Genomic DNA, 22,371 nt, shown 5'->3' with positions numbered 1-22,371 from the left:
CATCCAAAGCTGAGAGAACTGCTACATGCACCGCGATTTTTCCGAAGTGAATGCTAAGGGCGAAGTACTGATCGTTGAAGATACGCCGGCTTCGCTCAAGCTGTTGAGCGATTTGCTGGGCGGCGCCGGCTATGCGGTACGCCAGGCGCCGAACGGTGAACTGGCCCTGTGGACGGCCCAGGCGCGCCCGCCGGAGCTGATCCTGCTCGACGTGCGCATGCCGGGCCTCGACGGCTTTGAAGTCTGCCGCCGCCTGAAGGAGATACCGTCCCTGCGCCAGGTGCCGGTGATTTTCCTGTCGGCCCAGTACGATACGGACGACAAGGTGCGCGGCTTTGCGCTGGGCGCCGTCGATTTCATCGCCAAGCCCTTCCAGGCCGAGGAAATCCTCGCCCGCACCGACGCGCACGTGCGCCTGGCGCGGGCGCAGCTGCAGCTGGCGCAGGAGCGCGCCAATCTGGAGCGGCGCGTGGCCGAACGCACGGCGGAACTGGAGCAGGTGGCCAGCACCCTGGCGCGCGAAGTGCAGATCCGCCGCGCCAATGAAGAATTGCTGCGCCTGTCCGGCCAAGTCTTCGAAGCCACCCAGGACGCCATCCTGATCACCGATCCGGCCGGCACCATCGTCACGGCCAATCCCGCCTTTACACGCATCACCGGCTATGCGGCGCAGGAAGTGGTGGGCACGGACATCATGCGCCTGCATGCCGGACACACGGGCGAAGCGGTGTTGCAGGCCCTGCGCCAGGGCTTGCGCAGCAGCGGCTGCTGGTCGGGTGAAGTACAAACGCGGCGCAAGAGCGGCGACACCTATCCCTGTCTGCTCAGCGCCTCCACCGTGCACGGGCCCGATGGCGCCGTCGTTAACTACATCGGCGTCTTCCTCGATATCAGCGAGCGCAAGGCCGAGCAGCACTTGATCGATTTCCTCTCCTACCACGACGCGCTGACGGGTTTGCCGAACCGCGTGCTGCTGCGCGAACGTTTTGAACAGGCGCGCGCCAACGCCCTGCGCGACAGCCAGCAAGTGGTGCTGATGTGTCTGGACCTGGACCGCTTCAAGAACATCAACGATTCGCACGGCCAGGCGGTGGGCGACAAGGCGCTGCAAGTGGTGGCGCGTTTCCTCTCCGGCTGCGTGCGCGAGGGTGACACGGTGGTGCGCCAGGGCGGCGACGAATTCCAGATCCTGCTGCAGGACGATGCCCTGCTGGGCCGCACGCTGGCGCTGGCGCAAACCATTCTGGCCGGCTTGCGCGAAGAGCTCAATGTCGGTGGCGAGCGCCTGGCGCTGACCACCAGCATCGGCATCGCCATGTGCCCGGCCGATGGCGACAGCCTCGATGACGTGCTGCGCCACGCTGACACGGCCCTGGTGCGCGCCAAGGAAATGGGGCGCGACCATTACGCCTTCTTCACGGAGCGCATGGGCAGCGATATCCGCGCCCGCCTGGCCATGCAGCAGCAGCTGCGCGGCGCCATCTGCCGCGATGAATTCGCAGTGCACTACCAGCCGCAGATGTGCTTGCGCACGGGCGCCTTGCTGGGCGCGGAAGCCCTGCTGCGCTGGGAGAACCCGGTGCTGGGCAAGGTGTCGCCCGGCCTGTTCATCGCGCTAGCCGAGGAGTACGGCTTGATCACGGCCATCGGCGAATGGGTGCTGGAAAGCGTCTGCGCGCAGATCCGCGCCTGGCACGACGCAGGCCTGGGCAGCATCAAGGTGGCCGTCAACCTGTCCGGTAAACAGTTCGCGCAGGATCGCACGGTGCCTTTCGTCGAGGCGGTATTGCGTAAATACGGCATCGCACCCGCCTGCCTCGGCATCGAGATCACGGAAAGCACGGTGATGGGCGACCCGGACAAGGCGGTGGCGGCGCTGACGCGCCTGAAGGATATCGGCGTGGGTATTTCGCTCGACGACTTCGGCACAGGCTATTCCAGCCTGGGCTACCTGAAGCGTTTTCCCATCGATGTGCTGAAGATCGACAAATCCTTCGTCGACGACGTCACCACCAGCAGCAGCGACGCGGCCATCGCCCGTTCCGTCATCTCGCTGGCACATAACCTGGACATGCGCGTCATCGCCGAAGGCGTGGAAACGCGCGAACAGGTGGACTTCCTGACGGAACACGGCTGCGACGAAATGCAGGGCTATTATTTCAGCCGACCCCTGGCTGCCGCACCATTCACGGCCTTGCTGCGCGAACGGCGCTCCCTGGCCGTGGCCTGAGCATACACGCCGCGGTGCGGCTGCTGCACCATGCCGGTGCATTCGCAGCAGCGCGGTGCAGGATGCTCACTTTTCCATCCCCTGACGCTGGCACATATCCTGCTTAGGTAATCGCTTATTTACGCGATTGCCCCGCATGCCAGACAGTACCCATCCAGCCATGTCTTCACAGCCCAGCGCACACGGCGCCTGGCAGGCGCATTTGCGCCTGGGCTTTGCGCTGCACGATGGCGTCAGCCGCCTGGTCGAGCGCACGCATAGCGGCCCTTTGCGCGTGCAAAAGCCCCTGTATCCGGAAGGCGATGCCGTCTGCCACGCCATCATCATCCATCCGCCAGGCGGCGTGGTGGGCGGCGACCAGCTGGCCGTCGACGCCACGGTGGGCACAGGCGCGCATGCCTTGCTGACCTCGCCGGGCGCCGCCAAGTGGTACCGCGCGAATGGCCACGTCTCGGGTCAGCACATCGTGCTGCGCGCCGGTAGCGGCGCCGCCATCGAGTGGCTGCCGCAGGAAAGCATTTTCTTCGACCAGGCTTGCGTGCACCTGCGCCATGAAGTGGAACTGGCGCAGGACGCCAGCTATATCGGCTGCGACATCGTCTGCCTGGGGCGCAGCGCCTCGGGCGAAGTTTTCAACACGGGCAGCATCAGCCAGCAGGTGCAGATCCGCCGTGGCGGCAAGCTGCTGTGGTGGGAGCAGGGCGTGCTGGCGGGAGGCGGCGCCTTGATGGCCAGTCCCCTGGGGCTGGCTGGCCACACGGTATGCGCCACCCTGATCGCCGTCGGCACACCCGTTTCTCCATCCGTACTGGCAGCCGTGCGCGAGATCGCCGTGCCGGCTGGCGCCGTGTTTGGCGCCACGCACATGAAAGCGCTGGTGGTGGTGCGCCTGCTGTGCGGCGACAGCGAGGCGTCGCGCACGATCATGCTGGCCGCCTGGCTGCTGCTGCGCCCCGCCATGCTGGGACGCGACGCCGTCGTGCCCCGCAGTTGGAACACATAAGAACAGGAAAGACAAGGAAAACCATGGACCTGACTCCCCGAGAAAAAGACAAGCTGCTCATTTTTACGGCCGCGCTGCTGGCCGAACGGCGCCTGGCGCGCGGCTTGAAATTGAATTATCCGGAAGCGGTGGCCCTGATCAGCGCTGCCATCATGGAAGGCGCGCGCGATGGCAAGTCGGTGGCGCAGCTGATGTCGGACGGTACCAAGATACTCTCGCGCGCCGACGTCATGGACGGCATCGCCGAGATGATCCCCGATATCCAGGTGGAAGCGACCTTCCCCGATGGCAGCAAGCTGGTGACCGTGCACCATCCGATACCGTAAGCACACAAGCGACATTGACAGGAGCCCCTCATGACCCCAGGTGAATACAAATTGGAAGAAGGCGAAATCAGCTTGAATGCCGGGCGCGCCACGGCCACCGTGGTGGTGGCCAACCGGGGCGACCGTCCGATCCAGGTGGGCTCGCACTTTCACTTTTTTGAAGTCAATCCGGCGCTGGCCTTCGAGCGCTGGCGCGCCTACGGCATGCGCCTCAATATCACGGCCGGCACGGCCGTGCGCTTCGAACCGGGCCAGCAGCGCACGGTGGAACTGGTGGCGCTGGCGGGCGAACGCAAGGTCTACGGCTTCAATGGTGCAGTGATGGGCGACCTGCAAGACACTCCACCGGGAAAGGATTGAGATGGCCAGCATTCCCCGCAGCGCGTATGCCGAAATGTTCGGCCCCACCAAGGGCGACCGCATCCGCCTGGCCGACACGGAATTGTTCATCGAGATCGAGCATGACTACGCGATCTACGGCGAAGAAGTGAAATTCGGCGGCGGCAAGGTGATCCGCGACGGCATGGGCCAGTCGCAGCGCTGCGCGGCCGAGGTGATGGACACCGTCATCACGAATGCCGTCATCCTCGACCACTGGGGCATCGTGAAAGCCGATATCGGCCTGAAAAACGGGCTGATTTTCGGCATCGGCAAGGCGGGCAACCCCGACATCCAGCCTGGCGTGACCTTGCCCATCGGCGGCGCCACCGAGATCATCGCCGGCGAGGGCCTGATCGTCACGGCTGGCGGCGTCGACACGCACATCCACTTCATCTGTCCGCAGCAGATAGAGGAAGCGTTGATGAGCGGCGTGACCACCATGCTGGGCGGCGGCACGGGACCGGCCGTGGGCACGGCCGCGACCACCTGCACGCCGGGGCCATGGCATTTGCACGCCATGCTGGCGGCCGCCGACGCCTTCCCGATGAACCTGGGCTTCATGGGGAAAGGTAACGTCAGCCTGCCGCTACCGCTGGAAGAACAGGTGCGCGCGGGTGCCATCGGCCTGAAACTGCACGAGGACTGGGGCAGCACGCCGGCCGCCATCGACAACTGCCTGTCCGTCGCGGACCGCATGGACGTGCAGGTGGCGCTGCACAGCGACACCCTCAACGAGGGCGGCTTTCTGGAGCACACCCTGGCCGCCTTCAAGGACCGCACCATCCACACCTTTCACACGGAAGGGGCGGGCGGCGGCCATGCGCCCGACATCATCGCCGCCGTGGGACAGGCCAACGTGCTGCCGTCGTCGACCAACCCGACGCGCCCGTTTACCGTCAACACGCTCGACGAGCACCTGGACATGCTGATGGTGTGCCACCACCTGGACCCGGCGATTGCCGAAGACGTGGCGTTTGCCGAGTCGCGCATCCGCCGCGAAACCATCGCCGCCGAAGACATTTTGCACGACATCGGCGCCATCTCGATGATGTCGTCCGACTCGCAAGCCATGGGCCGCGTGGGTGAAGTGATCATGCGCACCTGGCAGACGGCGCACAAGATGAAGGTGCAGCGGGGGCCGCTGGCGCCCGACACGGCGCGCAGCGACAATTTCCGCGCCAAGCGCTACATTGCCAAGTACACGATCAACCCGGCCATCACGCATGGCATTGCGCACGTGGTCGGTTCCATCGAGGCGGGCAAGATCGCCGACCTCGTGCTGTGGAAGCCGGCTTTTTTCGGCGTCAAGCCGTCGATGATTTTAAAGGGCGGCATGATCGCCGCCGCGCAGATGGGCGACCCGAACGCCTCGATTCCCACGCCGCAGCCCGTGCATTACCGCATGATGTTCGGCGCCTTCGGCGGCGGCCTGAAAAAGTCGTTCACCTTTGTCTCGCAGGCGGCCTACGACCTCGATATCGGCCATCAGCTGAAGCTGAACAAATCCGTCATCGCCGTGAAAAACATGCGCGGCTTGCGCAAGCACGACATGATCCATAACAGCGCCACGCCGCACATGGAAGTGGACCCGGAAACCTACGCCGTGCGCGCCGACGGCCAGCTGCTGGTGTGCGAGGCGGCGGCCGTGCTGCCCATGGCGCAGCGCTATTTTCTATTTTAAGCAGGAGACAAGCATGCTCACATTGCATACCAAACTGGGACCTGGCGATGAACGTACGCCGTTTGCCCAACTTGTGTTGCCCTACGACCAGCGCGAAAAATGCCGGCTGCGCGCCGTGCTGTCGAATGGCGACGAGGTGGCCGTGTTCACCGTGCGCGGCACGGTGCTGCGCGACGGCGAGCGCATGACGGGGCCGGAAGGGCAGGTGGTGCAGATCGTCGCCGCGCGCGAACCGACCTACCTGGTACGCTGCGCCGATGCGCACACCCTGCTGCGCTGCGCTTTCCACCTGGGGAATCGCCACACGCAGGCGCAGGTGGGCGAGGGCTTTCTGCGCATCCGCAAAGACCCCGTTTTAAAAGAGATGCTGCAAGGCTTGCAGGCGACCGTGGCGGAGGAAAGCGCGCCGTTCGAACCGGAGGCGGGCGCGTATGGCGGCGGCCATGGCCACCACGATGGCCACGGCCCGCATTTGCTGGCGCCCGTGCCGCTGCGGCAGAAAATCCACCGTCCCGGCGATGTGCCAGGCGCCGCATGATGCAGGCGTCGGCCCTGCTGCATCTGCTGCAGTTCGCCAGCCCGGCCTTGCCGATCGGCGCCTACAGCTATTCGCAGGGGCTGGAAGCGGCGCTCGAATCTGGCCTGGTGCACGACGCGGCCACGGCGCGCGCGTGGATCGCCCAGCATCTGACCTTGGTGGTGGCGCGCTGGGAAGCGCCTCTGTGCTGGCGCTTGATGCAGGCGTTTGCAGCGCAGGATCTGTGCGCCGTGCAGCGCTGGAGCGAGCGTTTCATCGCTTCGCGCGACACGGCGGAATTTCGCGCCGAAACCATCCAGATGGGGTATTCCTTGACCAAATTGCTGGCCGAGCTGGGCGTGGCCGACGGCGTGCTGATCGACATGCTGCAGGGGCAGCCGGAAGTCGCGCTGCCCACCGCCTATGCCTGCGCCGTGGTGGCGCTGGCGATTCCGCGCGAAGAGGCGCTGCTGGCCATGCTGTTCGCCTGGGCGGAAAACCAGGTGCTCGTCTGCGTGAAATCCGTGCCGCTGGGGCAGGTGGCGGGCCAGCGTTTGCTGCTGTCGCTGCGCCCGGAGCTGGAAGCGGCGGCGCTGACGGCGCAAACCTTGCAAGACGACGAGATGGGCAACTGGGCGCCCGGCCTGTCGCTGCTGTCGATGCGGCACGAAGTGCAGTACAGCCGCCTGTACCGTTCCTGAACTATTCAATGAGAGAGCAAACATGACATCGATTACCTCCAATCCCCTGCGCGTGGGCATCGGCGGCCCGGTCGGCTCGGGCAAGACGGCCCTGTGCGAAATGCTGTGCAAGGGCATGCGCGAGCGCTACGACATGGCCGTCATCACGAATGACATCTACACCAAGGAAGACATGGAAATCCTGCTGCGCGCGGACGCCTTGCCGGCCGAGCGCCTGATGGGCGTGGAAACGGGCGGCTGCCCGCACACGGCGATTCGCGAAGACGCGTCGATCAACCTGGAAGCGATTGCGCGCATGCAGGCAGATTTTCCGCATCTCGACTTGATCCTGGTCGAATCGGGCGGCGACAACCTGGCCGCTACCTTCAGTCCGGAACTGTCGGACCTGACGATTTACGTGATCGACGTGGCGGGCGGCGAAAAAATCCCGCGCAAGGGCGGGCCCGGCATCACGCGCTCCGATTTGCTCATTATCAACAAGACGGACCTGGCGCCGTATGTGGGTGCCAATCTCGACGTGATGGCGCAGGACGCCAAGCGCATGCGCGGCGAGCGCCCCTTCGTGTTTACCAACTTGCGCAGCGGCGACGGCGTGCAGGTGGTCATCGATTTTATCCGCGAGCAAGGTTTGCTCGATCAACCAGGCAAGGAGCTGCAATGAGCGCAAGACTGATGACAAAAACGGCCGCCGTGGCGGCGCTGTGCCTGCTGGCTTTACCTGCGATGGCCCACCCCGGCCATGGCGACAGCGTCGGCTTCCTGGCCGGCTTCGCCCATCCGTTCACGGGCATCGACCACTTGCTGGCCATGCTGGGCGTGGGCCTCTGGGGCGGCCAGCAGCGCCGCAGCCTGGCCCAGCCCGCCACTTTCCTCGGCATGATGCTGCTCGGCGCGCTGGCCGGCATGGCGGGCTTGACGGTGCCCGGTCTGGAAACGGGTATCGCCGCCACGGTGGCCCTGGTGGGGCTGGCCATCGCGCTGGCGCTGGCGCTGCCGAACTGGCTCGGCATGCTGCTCGTGGGTGTGTTTGCGCTGGCGCATGGCAATGCGCATGGCCAGGAATTGCCGGCTGCATCGGCCGCGTGCGGCTTCCTGCTGGCTTCGGCCACGCTGCTGTGTACGGGACGTTGCGCCGGCCAGGTGCTGGCCGGGCGCGTGCTGCGCGTGGCCGGCGTGGCCTTGACGGCCGCCGGCGTGGTGCTGATGGGCGTGAACTAAGCGCCGGGGCGCTTGTCGGACAGCACGATGGGCGCCGCCTTTTCCGGGTGCAAGCCCTGATGGCCCGCATACACGGCGGCAATCGCGGCCATGTCGGCCTCCTTGTCGCCCGTCAAGTAGATATGGTCGACGACGCCCAGCACCTTGTTCGGGTAGTCGATATACACCAGCAACAGCGGCACCTTGGCGGCCAGGGCCAGGTGATAAAAGCCGCTCTTCCAGTTCGGACGGTAGCTGCGCGTCGCTTCCGGCGTGATGGCCAGCCAGTACCAGTCGGCGGCCAGCATGCGCTCGGCCTGGCGTTGAATCGTGCCGCTGGTGGTGCTGCGGTCGACGGGTTCGCCGCCCAGGTAGCGCAGCACCTTGCCCATCGGGCCGCGGAACAGGGTATCCTTGGCCAGCCAGTGGAACGGCAGCGACAGCGCCCATTTGCCGAACAGGCCCACCATGAAATCCCAGTTCGACGTGTGCGGGTAGACGACGACGATGCCGCGCGGCCCCGGCAGGGGACGGAAGCGCATGCGCCAGCCAAACAGCCGCAGCACGCGCAATGCGCAGCGCTGGTGCCAGGTCGGCAAGTCGCCCGCTTGTACAAATAAATCGTCCATTGATACCCTTCAGTGACACTGTTTTTAATCGGATGGCGCTGCTGGCCATTTTCCTTGAAGCAAAAATTCTGCGCAGGCATTCTATACGGGGCTGGCGGTGGCGACAAGCAGCCGAGGCCGCTATCCATGCGGTGTCGGGCCGGCTGTTGCTGCTATTTTAACGATGCTTTGCCACTGTGGCGGGCACTAAATGCACACAATGTGGTCAAACCTTGATGCAGCATTGATCCACCCGACAGGGAGCCATGGCATGAAAAACAGTATCGAGGATGGTTGTGGGGAGCATGTCCGAACGGACAAAGTGATGGCCGAGCTCGTCGAGCGTGGCGTGGCGTTTCATCACGCCCTGGGGCGGACGGTGGCGACAGCTTACTTGCGTGAGCACGCTGTGCCGGCCGAAGTGATACGCCGTGTGTTCAGCAGCGTGCAGGCGCGCCGTCCGGCCCGGCCGGCCCGGCGCCGATGGCGCTGAAGGGCAGGCAACAGCGACGACGTGCCGCTGCTGTCGTCCGCAGTGCTGGTTAAGCTTGTGCCGCCAGTGCAGGGTAATCCGTGTAGCCGGCCGCATCGGGTGCGTACAGGGTGTCCGGGTTCAGGGGATTCAAGGGCGCGTCACTGTGCAGGCGGATGGGCAGGTCGGGATTGGCGATGAACCACAGGCCGAAGGCGACGGCATCGGCTTCGCCCTTGGCCAGCAGGGCTTCGGCCGCCGCCTTGTCCATTTTTTCGTTGGCAATGTACACGCCGCCAAATTCCTGTTTCAGGTACGGGCCCAGGCGGTCTTCACCGAGCGCTTCGCGTGCGCAGATGAAGGCGATGCCGCGCTTGCCCAGCTCGCGTGCCACATAGCCGAAGGTGGCGCGCGGGTCGGAGTCGCCCATGTCGTGCGCATCGCGGCGCGGCGCCAAATGCATGCCCACCTTGTCGGCGCCCCATACCTCGATGCACGCATCGGTCACTTCCAGCATCAGGCGGGCACGGTTTTCAATCGAACCGCCGTAGTTGTCGGTGCGCAAGTTAGTGCTGTCTTGCAGGAACTGGTCGAGCAAATAACCATTCGCGCCGTGGATTTCCACGCCGTCGAAACCGGCTTTTTTCGCATTCTCGGCACCCAGGCGGTAGGCCGCCACGATGCCGGGAATCTCTTCCGTATCGAGCGCGCGCGGCGTGACGAATTCCTGTTGCGGGCGCAGCAGGCTGACATGGCCGGCCGGCTTGACGGCGCTGGGCGCCACGGGCAAGTCTCCGTCGAGGAAAACGGGCGCGGAAATGCGGCCCACATGCCATAGTTGCAGCACGATCAGGCCGCCCGCGTCATGCACGGCCTTGGTGATGTGTTTCCAGCCTTCCACCTGTTCCTCGGACCAGATGCCCGGCGTGTCCGCATAGCCCACGCCCTGCGGCGTGACGGCCGTCGCTTCCGAGATGATCATGCCGGCCGAAGCGCGCTGCGTGTAGTACTCGGCCATCAGGGCGTTGGGTACGCGGCCCGGATTGCCGGCGCGCGAACGCGTCAGCGGCGCCATGATGATGCGGTTTTTCAGTTGCAGGCTGCCAATGGTGATGGGGTTAAATAAAGTTGCCATGATTGCTATCTTTCCTGTCGAGAGTGCCGCGGACGGCGATATGGAAGGGGCTACGGTTACAAACCTTGCTGCATGTGTTCCAGAAAAGCCTGGAGGGTGGCTTCATTACGTTTAAAAAAGCTCCATTGGCCCACTTTCCTGGCTGAAATCAAATCGGCCTTTTGCAAGGTGGCCAGGTGGGCCGAGACCGTCGATTGCGACAGACCCAGCTTGCGGTCGATCAGTCCGGCACAGACGCCGAAGTCGAGCGGATGCTCTTGCTGGGAGAAATGCTGCTCCGGCTCCTTCAGCCATTGCAGGATCTGTCGCCGCACGGGATTGGCCAGCGCCTTGTGGATGGCGTCGATGTCCATGGTGTTTCTCCTGATCGATGTTCGTCTGTAGACGATATATGGTTCGTCTTTTGTGAATTTCAATATCGTAATTTTACGATATAAGTAAAAAGCCTGCTGGCGGCGTGGATTTTTCAAGGAAGGCAGGCGTTGGGCGGTCGCCAGGGCCGCCCGGCAGGAATCAGGCGAAGTGGAACAGCAGCAGGGCGATGACGGCGGGCACCGTTTGCAGGTAGAGGATGCGCGTCATGACGGTGACTGCGCCCCACACGCCGGCCACGGCGATGCAGGCCAGGCCGAAGACGGTGAACGCATGGGCGATGGCCGCGTCCGGGTGAAAAAAGCCCAGCGCCAGCGCGGCGACGAGAAAGCCGTTGTAGCAGCCCTGATTCGACATGGCGGGACGCACGATCTCCGCTTTTTCCCTGGACAGGCCAAACACCTTGCGTCCGCGCGTATCGAACAGCACGGTTTCCAGCAGCACGATGTAGACGTGCAGCAGCAGGATGAGGGCAGTAAGGATTTGGGCCAGAAGTAGCATCATTGTTCCCGAGAGTGAATAGGTGCGGCAATTATGCTGCCAAGTGCCTGTTTTTTGACTACAGCACTGGAAAAAAATGTGCTGGCGGCAAGAGCTTGCACCCGATGGTATACTTTTCCTTTTGCTCCTGTGGGGACGACCCCGCTCGATGTGGGGCTGTATGGCGGGGACGACCCTGCCGCCTCAGGAGAGTGTGTATGGCGTGGATCATCCTGGTACTGGCCGGTTTGCTGGAAATCGGCTGGGCCATCGGCCTCAAATACAGTGCGGGGTTTACCCGCCTGGTGCCGTCCGTACTGACGGCCGTTTCCATGCTGGGCAGCGTGGTGATGCTGGGCCTGGCCTTGCGCACCTTGCCGCTGGGCACAGCGTACGCGATCTGGACGGGCATCGGCACCGTGGGCACGGCCATCTTCGGCATCATGGTGCTGGGTGAGCCGGCCAGCGCCGCGCGCATCGCCTGCATCGCCCTGATCGTGTCGGGTATCCTGGGCTTGAAACTGCTCAGCCCTCAATAAAGGATACCAGCATGAGCCTCGCCATGACGTATTTCTACCTGGCCATCGCCATCATCGCCGAAGTCATCGCCACCAGCGCCTTGAAGGCGTCCGAGGGCTTCAGCCGTTTGTGGCCCAGTGTCATCACCGTGATTGGCTACAGCATTGCCTTCTGGTGCTTGTCCCTGACCTTGAAGGTCATTCCTACCGGCATCGTGTATGCGATCTGGTCGGGCGTGGGCATCGTGCTCATTTCCGCCGTCGGCTGGTTCTGGTTCAAGCAGAGCCTCGATACGCCGGCCTTGATCGGCCTGGGGCTGATCATTGCCGGCGTGCTGGTGATTAACCTGTTTTCCAAGTCCGTGGGGCATTGATCAGAAACTGCTGGCAACCCGAGCCAGGTAATACCACTCGGCATTGGCTTGCGCGTTGACGTCCGGGAACAGGATGTAGGCGTCGAACTCGGCCGTCACGGGCGTGCCGTCTGCGCGCACGCCAATTTGATCACCCTGTTTGACCTTGTCAAAGCTGGACCAGGTCTTGATGAAGCGGTCGTCCGCGTGCAGCTTGTCGTGCACGACGACCATGTTCAGCGCTTCCATGTCCGCGTCGGCGATCGGTTCAGGCTGTGGCGCATCGATAAAGCCGAGGAAGGCCAGGGTGTTCATGATGGCGCGGTAGGCGACATCTGGCGCGGCCGGGTCTGCGTGCTGGCCGCATTCCAGGGTCAGCGCATAGCCACCCGTCGAGCGCATGTATTCGGTGGTGCCCACGCCATAGCGCAAGACCAGGCCCACCTGGTCGCTATTGCCCAGGCGGCGCTGCACGCCCTGGCCATACGCATGCAGCCAGCCATCGACGAAGCGGCGTACGCCCAGGCGGCGCGCCAGCGCGCGTTCCTTGTCTTCATGTTGAAACGGTTGCAGCGGGCCATCGTTGTTGCGCGGTCCCACCATGACGAAGGGCTGGCTGTCGGCATTGAACGAATGCAGGTCCAGCAGCACATCGTGCTGGCCCAGCAGAGGGCACAGCCAGTTGGCGATGCGGTCTTCGAAATCCTGTGGATGGTCGTTCGGGAACAGGTTGCGGTTCAGGTTGCGGTCGCCGCTGCGCACGCCCTTGGCATAAGCGAGTGGATTGGTGATGGGCACGAAAGTGACGCTGCCGGCCACGATGGAGAGGGCGCCGCTGTCGAGTTCGGCCATCACGCGGTGGATGCCCTTGGTGCCGCAGGTTTCATTGCCGTGCACGGCGCCCGTGACGATCAGGCGCGGGCCGCTGCCCTGGCCCGTGTAGTTGATGGATTTGAAGTGGAGTGCGCTGCTCATGCTGGACATATCCTATGCTGTTGCGGGAAGGGAAAGCGGGGTCGGCATATTTTAGCGGGATTCGCCGTGCACGCCTGCAAAAGTTCGCCATGCTAACGTGCGGCATGGCATGATCGGCGCCACCGTTGTTTTCTCTTGCCGATTTCATGTCCAGCACTTCCCATTGTTCCCGCCTGTATGGCCTCGATACCTTGCGCGCGCTGGCCATCGTGCTCGTCTTCATGAATCATTATGTGTTGTTCGTCAGCGACGGCGGGGCGTTCGGCTTCTGGGGCGAAATCGGCTGGGCAGGCGTCGACCTGTTCTTTGCCCTCAGCGGTTATCTGATCGGCAACCAGATCTTTGCGGCCTTGCGCAGCGAACACGGCTTTTCCTTGCCGCGTTTCTATGCGCGGCGTTTCCTGCGCACCTTGCCCAGTTTCTATGCCGTGCTGGCCCTGTATTATTTGTGGCCCGCGTTTCGCGGCGACAGCGCGCTGCTGCCGCTGTGGAAATTCCTGACCTTTACGCAAAACATCAATCTGACGCCGGGCACGGCGTTTTCCCATGCGTGGTCCTTGTGCGTGGAAGAACAGTTCTATGTGCTGCTGCCGGCCGTGGCCTTGGCTGTCGCGGCCTGCCGCAAGTCGCTGCTGTGGGCGTGGCTGGCCGTGGCCGCCAGCTTGATCGTCGGCATGCTGCTGCGCGCGTATTTGTGGGATGAGCATGTGCAAGTGCCGCGCAGCGGGCTCGGCTATTACAAGTACATTTACTATGCCTCGTGGTGCCGCTTCGACGAACTGGTGGCGGGCGTGGCGCTGGCGCTGCTGAAGAATTACCATCCCATCGCCTGGACGCGCCTCACGTCCTACGGTAATCGCACCTTGCTGGCGGGAATCGCTGGCACGGCGCTGATGTTTTACGTGTTTCTCACCGATCACTATGGTTATTGGGTGACCGTGCTCGGCTATCCGGCCCTGGCTGCCAGTTTCACTTTGCTGCTGATCGCGGCACTGAGTCCCGGCAGTGCACTCTATCAACTGCGCGTGCCGGGCGCGGCCAGCCTGGCGCTGTGGTCGTATGCGATTTATTTGCTGCACAAGCAGCTGTGCATCCTGCTGCGCCCGCTCTTGCAGGATATCGGTTACGGGCCGGACAGCCTGCCGGCCATGCTGGTGATGATTTTGTTGAGTATCGCCACGGGCTGGCTTTTATATGCATTGGTGGAAACGCCGTTCATGCGCTTGCGGGCGCGCTACGTGCCCGCCAATCATGCGTGACGGCTACATGTCGATGACGTCCAGTCCCCGTGGCGTGCCCACCAGCAATTCCAGGATCGCATGCACGCGCAGATTCGTGTCTTCATGTTCCGTGTTGAAGATCAGGGTGCGCAGGCCGGGCACGGCTTCCGTGATGTGGTCGCTGGCGTAGGCATTGATCAATAACAAGACCAGGTCCGTGGCGCCCGCGCCGGGCTGGCGCCGCAGCCGGTCGTGGATCACGTTCAGCAGCGCGCGCTGCATGCGCGGCGTGGGGTTGGTGATGTAGGCGAAGACGCTCGGCGTGTTGGCGATGGCCGCGCAGATGCGCCGCTCGATCTCGTCGGGCTTCACGTCGGAGGCGATATCGAAATACGCGGCGTCCCAGCGCGTGCGCGCATACGGGTGGCCGGGCGGGAAGGAGTCGGCCGTTTCAAAACCGCAGATGCGGCTCAGGGTTTTCAGCCAGGCTAATATGGTGGAGTTCATGCCGCGATTCTAGCGGCATTCCGCGCGCGCCGGGCCGACTCTGTATAAAGAGGGCTGACGCCCGGGAAGCGGATCAAAAACAGATTAAAGTTTCCTGTAAAACAGCCCTTGTCATTCTGGGAAAGCCTCTCTATAATGCTGGTCTTCGGGGCGGTTAGTTCAGCTGGTTAGAATACTTGGTCGACATCCAAGGGGTCGGGGATTCGAATTCCTCACCGCCCACCAGAATTTGGCAGTAGATAGTTTTTAAGCTGGCGCAAGCCGCAAGCGGTCATTTGAAATACAATGATCACAAAAGTTTTACGGGCGGTTAGTTCAGCTGGTTAGAATACTTGGTCGACATCCAAGGGGTCGGGGATTCGAATTCCTCACCGCCCACCAGAATGCAGTTAGAGAGAAAGGTAAAACCGGTTATGACACCGCGAACTACTACCAAGCTTTGGGAGTGACGCTAGTCGAACGGGTTTCCTTTGTCTCAAGAAAGTGAAAAACGCGGCTAGTCCGCGTTTTTTTGCGTCTGCGTTTTCCTTTCAGTTATTTTACCCATCACATCGCAGTTTTACCTGGCGCCAGCGCCGATATGGAGATCAATATGCTTACAATCCGCCTTCCCGATGGTTCCGCCCGTCAATTTGACGGCCCGGTCACCGTGGCCCAGGTTGCGGCCAATATTGGTACCGGCCTGGCCAAGGCTGCCCTGGCCGGCAAGGTCGACGGCAAGCTGGTCGATACCTCCTATCTGATCGAGCAAGACGCGGAATTGGCGATTGTCACGGACAAGGATGCCGATGGCCTGGAAGTGATCCGCCACTCGACGGCCCACTTGCTGGCGTATGCCGTCAAGGAATTGTTCCCGGACGCGCAGGTGACCATCGGTCCCGTGATCGACAACGGCTTTTACTATGACTTCGCCTACAAGCGTCCGTTCACGCCGGAAGATCTGGTCGCGATCGAAAAGAAAATGGCGGAACTGGCCAAGAAGGATGAGCAAGTCACGCGCAAGGTTGTCGCGCGCGACGAAGCCATCGAGTACTTCAAGGGTATCGGCGAAGCCTACAAGGCAGAGCTGATCGGTTCGATTCCGGCCGACCAGGAAGTGTCGCTGTATTCCGAAGGCAAGTTCACGGACTTGTGCCGCGGTCCTCACGTGCCGTCGACCGGCAAGCTGAAAGTGTTCAAGCTGATGAAGCTGGCCGGTGCCTACTGGCGCGGCGACTCGAAAAACGAGATGCTGCAGCGTATCTATGGCACGGCCTGGGCCAAGAAGGAAGATCAGGAGCTGTACCTGCACAACCTGGAAGAGGCGGAAAAGCGCGACCACCGCAAGCTGGGCAAGCAGCTCGATTTCTTCCATTTCCAGGAAGAAGCACCGGGCCTGATCTTCTGGCACCCGAAAGGCTGGTCGATCTGGCAGCAAGTCGAGCAATACATGCGCAATGTGTACCAGGTCAACGGCTACCAGGAAGTCAAGGCGCCGCAAATTCTCGACCGTGGCCTGTGGGAAAAAACCGGTCACTGGGATAATTACCGTGAAAACATGTTCATCACGGAATCGGAAAATCGCGCGTATGCGCTGAAACCGATGAATTGCCCCGGCCACATCCAGATTTTCAACAATGGCATGCGCAGCTACCGCGACCTGCCATTGCGCTACGGCGAATTCGGCCAATGTCACCGCAACGAGCCGTCGGGCGCCTTGCACGGCATGATGCGCGTGCGCGGCTTTACGCAGGATGATGGTCACATCTTCTGTCTGGAAGAGCAGATCGCCGGCGAAGTGACGGCGTTCCACCAGCAGGCGATGGATGTCTACACGGCGTTTGGTTTCACGAATATCGACGTGAAGCTGGCCTTGCGTCCCGATAACCGCATCGGTACGGAAGAGTCGTGGGATTTCGCCGAGGAATCCTTGCGTTCGGCTCTGCGTGCCTGCGGCGTGGAATGGACGGAATTGCCGGGCGAGGGTGCGTTCTACGGTCCGAAGATCGAATACCATCTGAAAGACAGCCTGGGCCGCGCATGGCAAGTGGGCACCGTGCAGATCGATCCGTCGATGCCGGGCCGTCTGGGCGCCGAATACGTGGCCGTGGACAACACGCGCCAGGTGCCAATCATGCTGCACCGCGCGATCGTGGGTTCGCTGGAACGTTTCATCGGCATCCTGATCGAACACTATGCGGGCGCCATGCCGTTGTGGTTGTCGCCAGTGCAGGTGTCGGTGTTGAATATTTCCGACGCTCAAGCCGACTATGTACAGGAAGTTACAACAAAACTGCGCAAAGCGGGGCTGCGCGTACAGGCTGATTTGCGTAACGAGAAGATTACCTATAAAATACGTGAACATTCCGTACAAAAATTGCCTTACATCTTAGTAATTGGCGACAAAGAGCGGGATGCAAATACAGTGGCCGTGCGGGCGCGGGGCAATATCGATCTGGGCGTTATGTCCGTCGATGCCCTGATTGAGCGACTCAAACATGAAGTCGACACCAAGGCCTGACGAGGAAACTCGCTGCACGACCGTCTTACAAGATTTTTAAAGGAAATTACAATAGCTACTGACAAGTCACATCGCATCAATGGCGAAATCACTGCCCCTGAAATGCGTTTAAGCGGGGTCGATAACGAGCCACTCGGTATCGTAAGTTTGGCTGAAGCCTTCCGCCTGGCGGAAGAGGCAAACGTCGACCTGGTGGAAATTGCGCCTACCGCGCAGCCACCGGTTTGCCGTTTGATGGACTACGGCAAATTTAAGTATTCGGAGCAAAAGAAAGCTCACGAAGCCAAATTGAAGCAAAAGATCATCCTCGTGAAGGAAGTCAAATTCCGTCCGGGGACTGATGATGGTGACTACAATATCAAGTTGCGTAATCTCATCAAGTTCCTTGATGAAGGTGATAAAACCAAAATCACGCTGCGTTTCCGCGGTCGTGAGATGGCGCATCAGGATATTGGCTTCCGCATGCTGGAACGTCTGAAAGCCGATCTGGAGCCGTATGGCCAGGTCGAGCAGTTCCCGAAGATGGAAGGCCGCCAAATGATCATGGTTCTTTCGCCGAAGAAGAAGAAGTAAGCTACAATAGCGTTTTACTGTGAGTCGACGTGATTTGCGCCAGTCTTGGTGCGGCACCAGATTCCAGGCAGAATTTGCGCGGCCCTGACAGCAATGTCCGGGCCGCGCGAACTGTAGCGGACTCGCATCCGCTGCACAGCATGTGAAAGCAGGCATCTAAGCGCAGCGTCGTGTTGCCACCTGCAATCCTGTTATAAATGGAGCTGTCCGTAAGAGGACAGATTGCTATGCCTAAAATGAAGACCAAAAGCTCTGCGAAAAAACGTTTTCGCGTGCGTCCGGGTGGTACTGTTAAATGTGGTCATGCGTTCAAACGCCACATCTTGACCAAGAAAACCACCAAGCTGAAACGCGCTCTGCGCGGTACCACCAATGTCGCTGCGTCTGACGTGAAATCCGTCTACCGCATGATGCCGACTGCTTAATCTCACACTCAATATAAGGAGTTACTATGCCTAGAGTAAAACGTGGGGTTACAGCTCGTGCCCGTCATAAAAAGATTCTTGTACAAGCTAAAGGCTACCGTGGTCGCCGCAGCCGTGTATATCGTGTTGCCAAGCAAGCAGTTATGCGCGCTGGCCAATACGCTTACCGCGATCGCCGCAACAAGAAACGCGTTTTCCGCCGCCTGTGGATCGCCCGTATCAACGCCGCTTCCCGTGAGCATGGCGTAACGTACAGCGTATTCATGAACGGCTTGAAAAAAGCAAATATCGAACTGGACCGTAAAGTCCTGGCCGATATGGCTGTGATGGACAAGCCAGCATTCGCTGCGATTGTCAACGCAGTTAAAGCAAAAATCGCTGCGTAAGCATCGGTGATTGCACAACGTCATCCGTAGGGTGACGTTATAAAGAGCGGGGCAGGGGTGTGAACCTTATGCCCCGTTTCCGTTTTTGATTGTTGGGTTCTAGATTACTAAATCCAGGATTGATTTCCAAAACAGGAAAAGCCGCATGAACTCCCTAGAAGAACTCGTCGTCTCGGCCCAGGCTGACTTTATCGCCGCCGCAGACGCTGCCGCACTTGAAAACGCCAAAGCCCGCTACTTGGGCAAGACTGGCCAGATTACCGAAATGATGAAGGGCCTGGGCAAGCTGGACCCGGACGCGCGCAAGGCGCAGGGCGCCCTGATCAACGCCGTCAAAGTGCAGATCGAGGACGCGCTGACGGCGCGCCGTGATGCACTGGCCGATGCCCAAATGCAAGGCCGTCTGAACGCTGAAGCGATCGACGTGACCCTGCCAGGCCGTGGCCGCATGCCCGGCGGCATCCATCCCGTGATGCGCACGTGGGAGCGGGTCGAGGAAATCTTCCGCTCGATCGGCTTCGACGTGGCCGACGGCCCCGAAATCGAGAACGACTGGACCAACTTCACGGCGCTCAACAGCCCGGAAAACCATCCAGCCCGTTCCATGCAAGACACCTTCTACATCGATGGCAACGACACCGATGGCAAGCCTTTGCTGCTGCGCACGCATACCAGCCCGATGCAGGTGCGCTATGCGCGCACGCATACGCCACCGATCAAGGTCATCGCGCCGGGCCGCACCTACCGCGTCGACAGTGACGCCACCCATTCACCGATGTTCCACCAGGTCGAAGGCCTGTGGATCGCCGAAGACATCAGCTTTGCCGACCTGAAGGGCGTGTACCTGAACTTCGTCAAGGCATTCTTTGAAACGGACGATTTGCAGGTGCGCTTCCGTCCATCGTACTTCCCGTTTACGGAACCGTCGGCCGAGATCGACATCGCCTTCGGCTCGGGTCCCTTGAAGGGCCGCTGGCTGGAAGTGTCGGGCGCCGGCCAGGTGCATCCGAGCGTGGTGAAGAACTTCGGCCTCGATCCCGAGAAATTCATCGGTTTTGCTTTCGGCTCCGGCCTGGAACGCTTGACGATGCTGCGCTATGGCATCAACGACCTGCGTCTGTTCTATGAAGGCGACTTGCGTTTCCTGAAGCAATTCAACTAAGCGTTGTTCCGTTTGATTCATGGCGCTTGAGCGCCCGTGCGCTCGCGCTATGAGCTTTGACCATTTGAAGGCTTGATTATGCAATTTTCCGAAAACTGGCTCCGTACCATGGTCGATCCGAAGATGACTTCGGACGAACTGGCCCATCTGCTGACCATGTCCGGTCTCGAAGTCGAGGACGTCGATCCCGTCGCCCCGCCGTTCTCGAACGTGGTGGTAGGTCTGGTCCTGGAGATGGAAAAACATCCGAATGCGGACCGCCTGAATGTGTGCCAGGTCGATGTCGGCACGGGCACCATGCTTAACATCGTCTGCGGCGCGCCCAACGTGCGCCCGGGCTTGAAAGTCGTCTGTGCCATGGCGGGCGCCGTGCTGCCGCCTGGCGCCGATGGCAAGCCGTTTGAAATCAAGGTGGGCCAGCTGCGCGGCGTCGAGTCGCAAGGCATGCTGTGCTCCGCGCGCGAGTTGAAATTGTCGGAAGAAAACGCCGGCTTGATGGAATTGCCGGACGACGCGCCGATCGGCCAGAATTTCCGCGATTACTTTGCCTTGAACGACTTGAAATTCACCATCAAGTTGACGCCGAACAAGGCCGACTGCCTGTCCGTGCTGGGCGTGGCGCGCGAAGTGTCGGCCCTCACGGGTGTGGCCCTGAATGTGCCGCAGTTCCGCACCGTGCCGGTGTCGAGCGACGAAATCCTGCCCGTCAAAGTCAGCGCGCCGGACCTGTGCGGCCGTTTCACGGGCCGCGTCATCCGCGGTTTGAACGCCCGTGCCGCCACGCCGGACTGGATGAAGCAGCGCCTCGAGCGCAGCGGCCAGCGTCCGCTGTCGGCCCTGGTCGATATTTCCAACTACGTCATGCTGGAACTGGGCCGTCCTAGCCACGTGTTTGACCTGGCGAAGATCCATGGCAGCCTCGACGTGCGTTGGGGCAAGGCGGGCGAATCCGTCAAGCTGTTGAATGGCAACACCATCGCCGTCGACGAATGGCTCGGCGTCATCGCCGATGAGCAGGAAATCGAATCGCTGGCCGGCATCATGGGCGGCGACGCCAGCTCGGTCTCGGACGATACGGACAGCATCTACCTGGAAGCGGCATTCTGGTGGCCTAACGCCATTCAAGGCCGCGCGCGGCGTTTGAATTTCTCGACCGATGCGGCGCACCGCTTCGAGCGCGGCGTTGATTTCGCCACCACCGTCGAGCACATCGAGCGCATCACGGCCCTGATCGTGGAAATCTGCGGTACGCCGGCAACCACCGTCGGCCCCGTCGACGACCACGTGGTGAACCTGCCGCAGCGCCTGCCCGTGTCGATGCGCACGGCGCGCGCGCAAAAGGTCATCGGCGTGCCGCTCAACGATGCGCTGATCGCCGATATCTTCACGCGTCTGGCCCTGCCATTCACCCTGGCGGACGGCGTGTTTTCCGTGACGTCGCCCAGCTACCGTTTCGACATCGAGATCGAGGAAGACCTGATCGAGGAAGTGGCGCGCGTGTACGGCTTTGAAAACATCCCGACCCTGCCGCCCGTGGCCGCGAACGTGATGCAGATTGCGCCAGAAAATACCCGTTCCCTGTTTGCGGTACGTCATGAACTGGCTGACCTGGGCTTCCAGGAAGTGGTTAATATGAGCTTTGTCGATACGGCATGGGAGCGCGATTTCTCGGGCAACACCAATCCGATCAAATTGCAGAATCCGATCGCCAGCCAGATGAGCGTGATGCGTTCTTCGCTGATCGGCAGCCTGATCGCCAATGTGCGCTATAACCTGAACCGCAAGACGAACCGCGTGCGCATCTTCGAAGTGGGCGCCATCTACCAGCGCGACGACAGCGTGGAAAACGGCCCCTTGTCGGTGGCTGGCTACGCCCAGCCGAAGCGTGTGGCGGCCATGGCCTACGGCGCGGTAGCCGACGAGCAGTGGGGCCAACCCGCCCGCACGGTCGACTTCTTCGACGTGAAGGCGGACCTGGAAGCGCTGTTCGCGCCGCTGGTCTTGCGTTTCACCAAGGCGGAGCACCCGGCCTTGCATCCGGGCCGTTCGGCCAACGTGGAACTCGATGGCAAGGTCATCGGTTTCATTGGCGAATTGCACCCGCGCTGGATGCAAAAGTACGACTTGCCGCTGGCACCCGTGCTGTTCGAAGTGGACGCCGCTGCCCTGACGCAAAGAGTCGTGCCTGTGTACCAGGAAATCTCGAAATTCCCTGGCGCCAGCCGCGACCTGGCCGTGGTCGTCAAGCAATCGGTGGCGGTGCAGGATCTGCTCGACAGCTTCCAAGCCGCCGCCAAGGCAAGCGCTGCAGCGCGTATCGTGCAAGCCATTGTTTTATTTGATGAATATCGTGGAAAAGGGCTGGAAACGGATGAAAAAAGCCTTGCTTTCCGGATTAGCTTGCAAGATACTCAAAACACTCTGCAAGACGATGTCGTCGATGGCCTGATGGCTGTCCTGATCGATGCGGCCAAGCAGGGCCACGACGCGAAACTGCGTTCGTAATACCGGACTGGCCGTCGCCTTGCGTGACGGCCTTTCCGTCGTCAACCGTAGACGAGCTTGCCATGTGGCGGGTTCGGGCGCACAGAAAAGGCAGGGCAGGAAAATTAATAACAGCGACGTTGATTCCGCCGTACTGCAATCCGC

The 22,371-nt window shown here is 61.5% G+C and carries 25 protein-coding genes and 2 tRNA genes; 21 read left to right on the top strand and 6 right to left on the bottom strand.

The features are described 5' to 3' along the window. The first annotated feature begins 25 nt into the window (after window positions 1–25). From CNX70_RS19125 to CNX70_RS19085, 9 genes are all read left to right on the top strand, one after another. A complete protein-coding gene (locus CNX70_RS19125) occupies window positions 26–2,230 on the top strand; it encodes an EAL domain-containing response regulator (RefSeq protein WP_096236150.1) in 2,205 nt (734 codons plus the stop codon). A 160-nt stretch (window positions 2,231–2,390) separates the two neighbouring features. Beyond that, on the top strand, window positions 2,391–3,233 hold the full coding sequence (locus CNX70_RS19120; RefSeq protein ID WP_244198868.1) for an urease accessory protein UreD: 843 nt from the start codon (window positions 2,391–2,393) through the stop codon (window positions 3,231–3,233). A 23-nt stretch (window positions 3,234–3,256) separates the two neighbouring features. Continuing rightward, complete coding sequence (locus tag CNX70_RS19115; RefSeq protein WP_034751936.1) at window positions 3,257–3,559, top strand: urease subunit gamma; 303 nt, start codon at window positions 3,257–3,259, stop codon at window positions 3,557–3,559. A gap of 30 nt (window positions 3,560–3,589) precedes the next feature. Beyond that, the gene (locus CNX70_RS19110; RefSeq protein ID WP_071076649.1) at window positions 3,590–3,919 is read left to right on the top strand and encodes an urease subunit beta; all 330 of its coding nucleotides are present in this window, start codon (window positions 3,590–3,592) and stop codon (window positions 3,917–3,919) included. Between the two features lies 1 nt (window position 3,920). Further along, window positions 3,921–5,621 carry an urease subunit alpha gene (gene ureC, locus CNX70_RS19105; RefSeq protein WP_096236148.1) on the top strand — a complete coding sequence of 567 codons (1,701 nt, stop codon included), beginning with the start codon at window positions 3,921–3,923 and terminating at the stop codon, window positions 5,619–5,621. A 13-nt stretch (window positions 5,622–5,634) separates the two neighbouring features. After that, complete coding sequence (ureE, locus tag CNX70_RS19100; protein WP_096236146.1) at window positions 5,635–6,159, top strand: urease accessory protein UreE; 525 nt, start codon at window positions 5,635–5,637, stop codon at window positions 6,157–6,159. Then, the gene (locus CNX70_RS19095) at window positions 6,159–6,839 is read left to right on the top strand and encodes an urease accessory protein UreF (protein WP_096238556.1); all 681 of its coding nucleotides are present in this window, start codon (window positions 6,159–6,161) and stop codon (window positions 6,837–6,839) included. The genes ureE and CNX70_RS19095 overlap by 1 nt, the downstream gene beginning before the upstream one ends. A 22-nt stretch (window positions 6,840–6,861) precedes the next feature. Beyond that, window positions 6,862–7,500, top strand: a complete 639-nt coding sequence (gene ureG / locus CNX70_RS19090) for an urease accessory protein UreG (protein ID WP_096236144.1) — start codon at window positions 6,862–6,864, stop codon at window positions 7,498–7,500. Next, on the top strand, window positions 7,497–8,057 hold the full coding sequence (locus CNX70_RS19085; protein ID WP_244198867.1) for a HupE/UreJ family protein: 561 nt from the start codon (window positions 7,497–7,499) through the stop codon (window positions 8,055–8,057). Before ureG ends, CNX70_RS19085 begins: the two co-directional genes overlap by 4 nt. Here CNX70_RS19085 and CNX70_RS19080 read toward each other — a convergent pair. Then, a complete protein-coding gene (locus CNX70_RS19080; protein WP_096236140.1) occupies window positions 8,054–8,665 on the bottom strand; it encodes a 1-acyl-sn-glycerol-3-phosphate acyltransferase in 612 nt (203 codons plus the stop codon). The genes CNX70_RS19085 and CNX70_RS19080 overlap by 4 nt on opposite strands. Before the next feature lie 250 nt (window positions 8,666–8,915). Between CNX70_RS19080 and CNX70_RS19075 the strand changes: the two genes are divergently transcribed. Continuing rightward, window positions 8,916–9,137: a hypothetical protein gene (locus CNX70_RS19075; protein WP_157751152.1), complete on the top strand. Its 222-nt coding sequence runs from the start codon at window positions 8,916–8,918 to the stop codon at window positions 9,135–9,137. 49 nt (window positions 9,138–9,186) lie between these two features. Here the strand turns inward: CNX70_RS19075 and CNX70_RS19070 are convergent, their stop codons facing one another. The 3 genes from CNX70_RS19070 to CNX70_RS19060 all read right to left on the bottom strand — a co-directional run bounded on the left by CNX70_RS19070 (window position 9,187) and on the right by CNX70_RS19060 (window position 11,127). Next, a complete protein-coding gene (locus CNX70_RS19070) occupies window positions 9,187–10,251 on the bottom strand; it encodes an alkene reductase (protein ID WP_096236137.1) in 1,065 nt (354 codons plus the stop codon). Window positions 10,252–10,307: 56 nt separating this feature from the next. Then, the gene (locus CNX70_RS19065; protein ID WP_096236136.1) at window positions 10,308–10,604 is read right to left on the bottom strand and encodes an ArsR/SmtB family transcription factor; all 297 of its coding nucleotides are present in this window, start codon (window positions 10,602–10,604) and stop codon (window positions 10,308–10,310) included. A 160-nt stretch (window positions 10,605–10,764) separates the two neighbouring features. Beyond that, on the bottom strand, window positions 10,765–11,127 hold the full coding sequence (locus tag CNX70_RS19060) for a DUF1304 domain-containing protein (protein WP_425269194.1): 363 nt from the start codon (window positions 11,125–11,127) through the stop codon (window positions 10,765–10,767). 194 nt (window positions 11,128–11,321) lie between these two features. On the opposite strand from CNX70_RS19060, the gene sugE reads away from it, so the two are divergent. Both sugE and CNX70_RS19050 read left to right on the top strand, forming a co-directional pair. Continuing rightward, a complete protein-coding gene (sugE, locus tag CNX70_RS19055; RefSeq protein ID WP_070217981.1) occupies window positions 11,322–11,642 on the top strand; it encodes a quaternary ammonium compound efflux SMR transporter SugE in 321 nt (106 codons plus the stop codon). Window positions 11,643–11,665: 23 nt separating this feature from the next. Beyond that, window positions 11,666–11,995 (top strand): SMR family transporter, encoded by a 330-nt coding sequence (locus tag CNX70_RS19050; protein WP_070280339.1) that lies wholly within the window; start codon window positions 11,666–11,668, stop codon window positions 11,993–11,995. Here CNX70_RS19050 and CNX70_RS19045 read toward each other — a convergent pair whose 3' ends face one another. Next, window positions 11,996–12,958: a M14 family metallopeptidase gene (locus tag CNX70_RS19045; protein ID WP_096236135.1), complete on the bottom strand. Its 963-nt coding sequence runs from the start codon at window positions 12,956–12,958 to the stop codon at window positions 11,996–11,998. A 137-nt stretch (window positions 12,959–13,095) separates the two neighbouring features. Between CNX70_RS19045 and CNX70_RS19040 the strand changes: the two genes are divergently transcribed. Continuing rightward, the gene (locus CNX70_RS19040) at window positions 13,096–14,208 is read left to right on the top strand and encodes an acyltransferase family protein (RefSeq protein WP_167389687.1); all 1,113 of its coding nucleotides are present in this window, start codon (window positions 13,096–13,098) and stop codon (window positions 14,206–14,208) included. Window positions 14,209–14,211: 3 nt separating this feature from the next. On the opposite strand, the gene CNX70_RS19035 is transcribed toward CNX70_RS19040, so the two are convergent. Further along, window positions 14,212–14,676, bottom strand: coding sequence for a hypothetical protein (locus CNX70_RS19035; protein WP_096236134.1), 465 nt, complete (start codon window positions 14,674–14,676; stop codon window positions 14,212–14,214). 148 nt (window positions 14,677–14,824) lie between these two features. Here CNX70_RS19035 and CNX70_RS19030 point away from each other — a divergent pair. The 8 genes from CNX70_RS19030 (at window position 14,825) to pheT (ending at window position 22,227) form a co-directional block, all read left to right on the top strand. Beyond that, a tRNA-Val gene (locus CNX70_RS19030) sits at window positions 14,825–14,901 on the top strand. Between the two features lie 79 nt (window positions 14,902–14,980). After that, window positions 14,981–15,057, top strand: a tRNA-Val gene (locus CNX70_RS19025). A gap of 211 nt (window positions 15,058–15,268) precedes the next feature. Continuing rightward, complete coding sequence (thrS, locus tag CNX70_RS19020; protein WP_096238553.1) at window positions 15,269–17,176, top strand: threonine--tRNA ligase; 1,908 nt, start codon at window positions 15,269–15,271, stop codon at window positions 17,174–17,176. 12 nt (window positions 17,177–17,188) lie between these two features. Then, window positions 17,189–17,749, top strand: a complete 561-nt coding sequence (gene infC, locus CNX70_RS19015) for a translation initiation factor IF-3 (RefSeq protein WP_373629882.1) — start codon at window positions 17,189–17,191, stop codon at window positions 17,747–17,749. A 227-nt stretch (window positions 17,750–17,976) separates the two neighbouring features. Then, window positions 17,977–18,174 (top strand): 50S ribosomal protein L35, encoded by a 198-nt coding sequence (gene rpmI, locus CNX70_RS19010; protein WP_010399216.1) that lies wholly within the window; start codon window positions 17,977–17,979, stop codon window positions 18,172–18,174. 26 nt (window positions 18,175–18,200) lie between these two features. Continuing rightward, window positions 18,201–18,560, top strand: coding sequence for a 50S ribosomal protein L20 (rplT, locus tag CNX70_RS19005; RefSeq protein ID WP_010399214.1), 360 nt, complete (start codon window positions 18,201–18,203; stop codon window positions 18,558–18,560). Window positions 18,561–18,705: 145 nt separating this feature from the next. After that, on the top strand, window positions 18,706–19,722 hold the full coding sequence (gene pheS, locus CNX70_RS19000) for a phenylalanine--tRNA ligase subunit alpha (RefSeq protein WP_010399212.1): 1,017 nt from the start codon (window positions 18,706–18,708) through the stop codon (window positions 19,720–19,722). A 78-nt stretch (window positions 19,723–19,800) separates the two neighbouring features. Next, window positions 19,801–22,227 (top strand): phenylalanine--tRNA ligase subunit beta, encoded by a 2,427-nt coding sequence (gene pheT / locus CNX70_RS18995; protein WP_096236132.1) that lies wholly within the window; start codon window positions 19,801–19,803, stop codon window positions 22,225–22,227. Window positions 22,228–22,371 lie beyond the last annotated feature (144 nt).

Origin of the sequence: Janthinobacterium svalbardense (genome assembly GCF_002327145.1) — a bacterium.
Lineage (GTDB): Bacteria > Pseudomonadota > Gammaproteobacteria > Burkholderiales > Burkholderiaceae_D > Janthinobacterium > Janthinobacterium tructae.
This window is presented reverse-complemented; position numbering and strand designations above follow the sequence as displayed.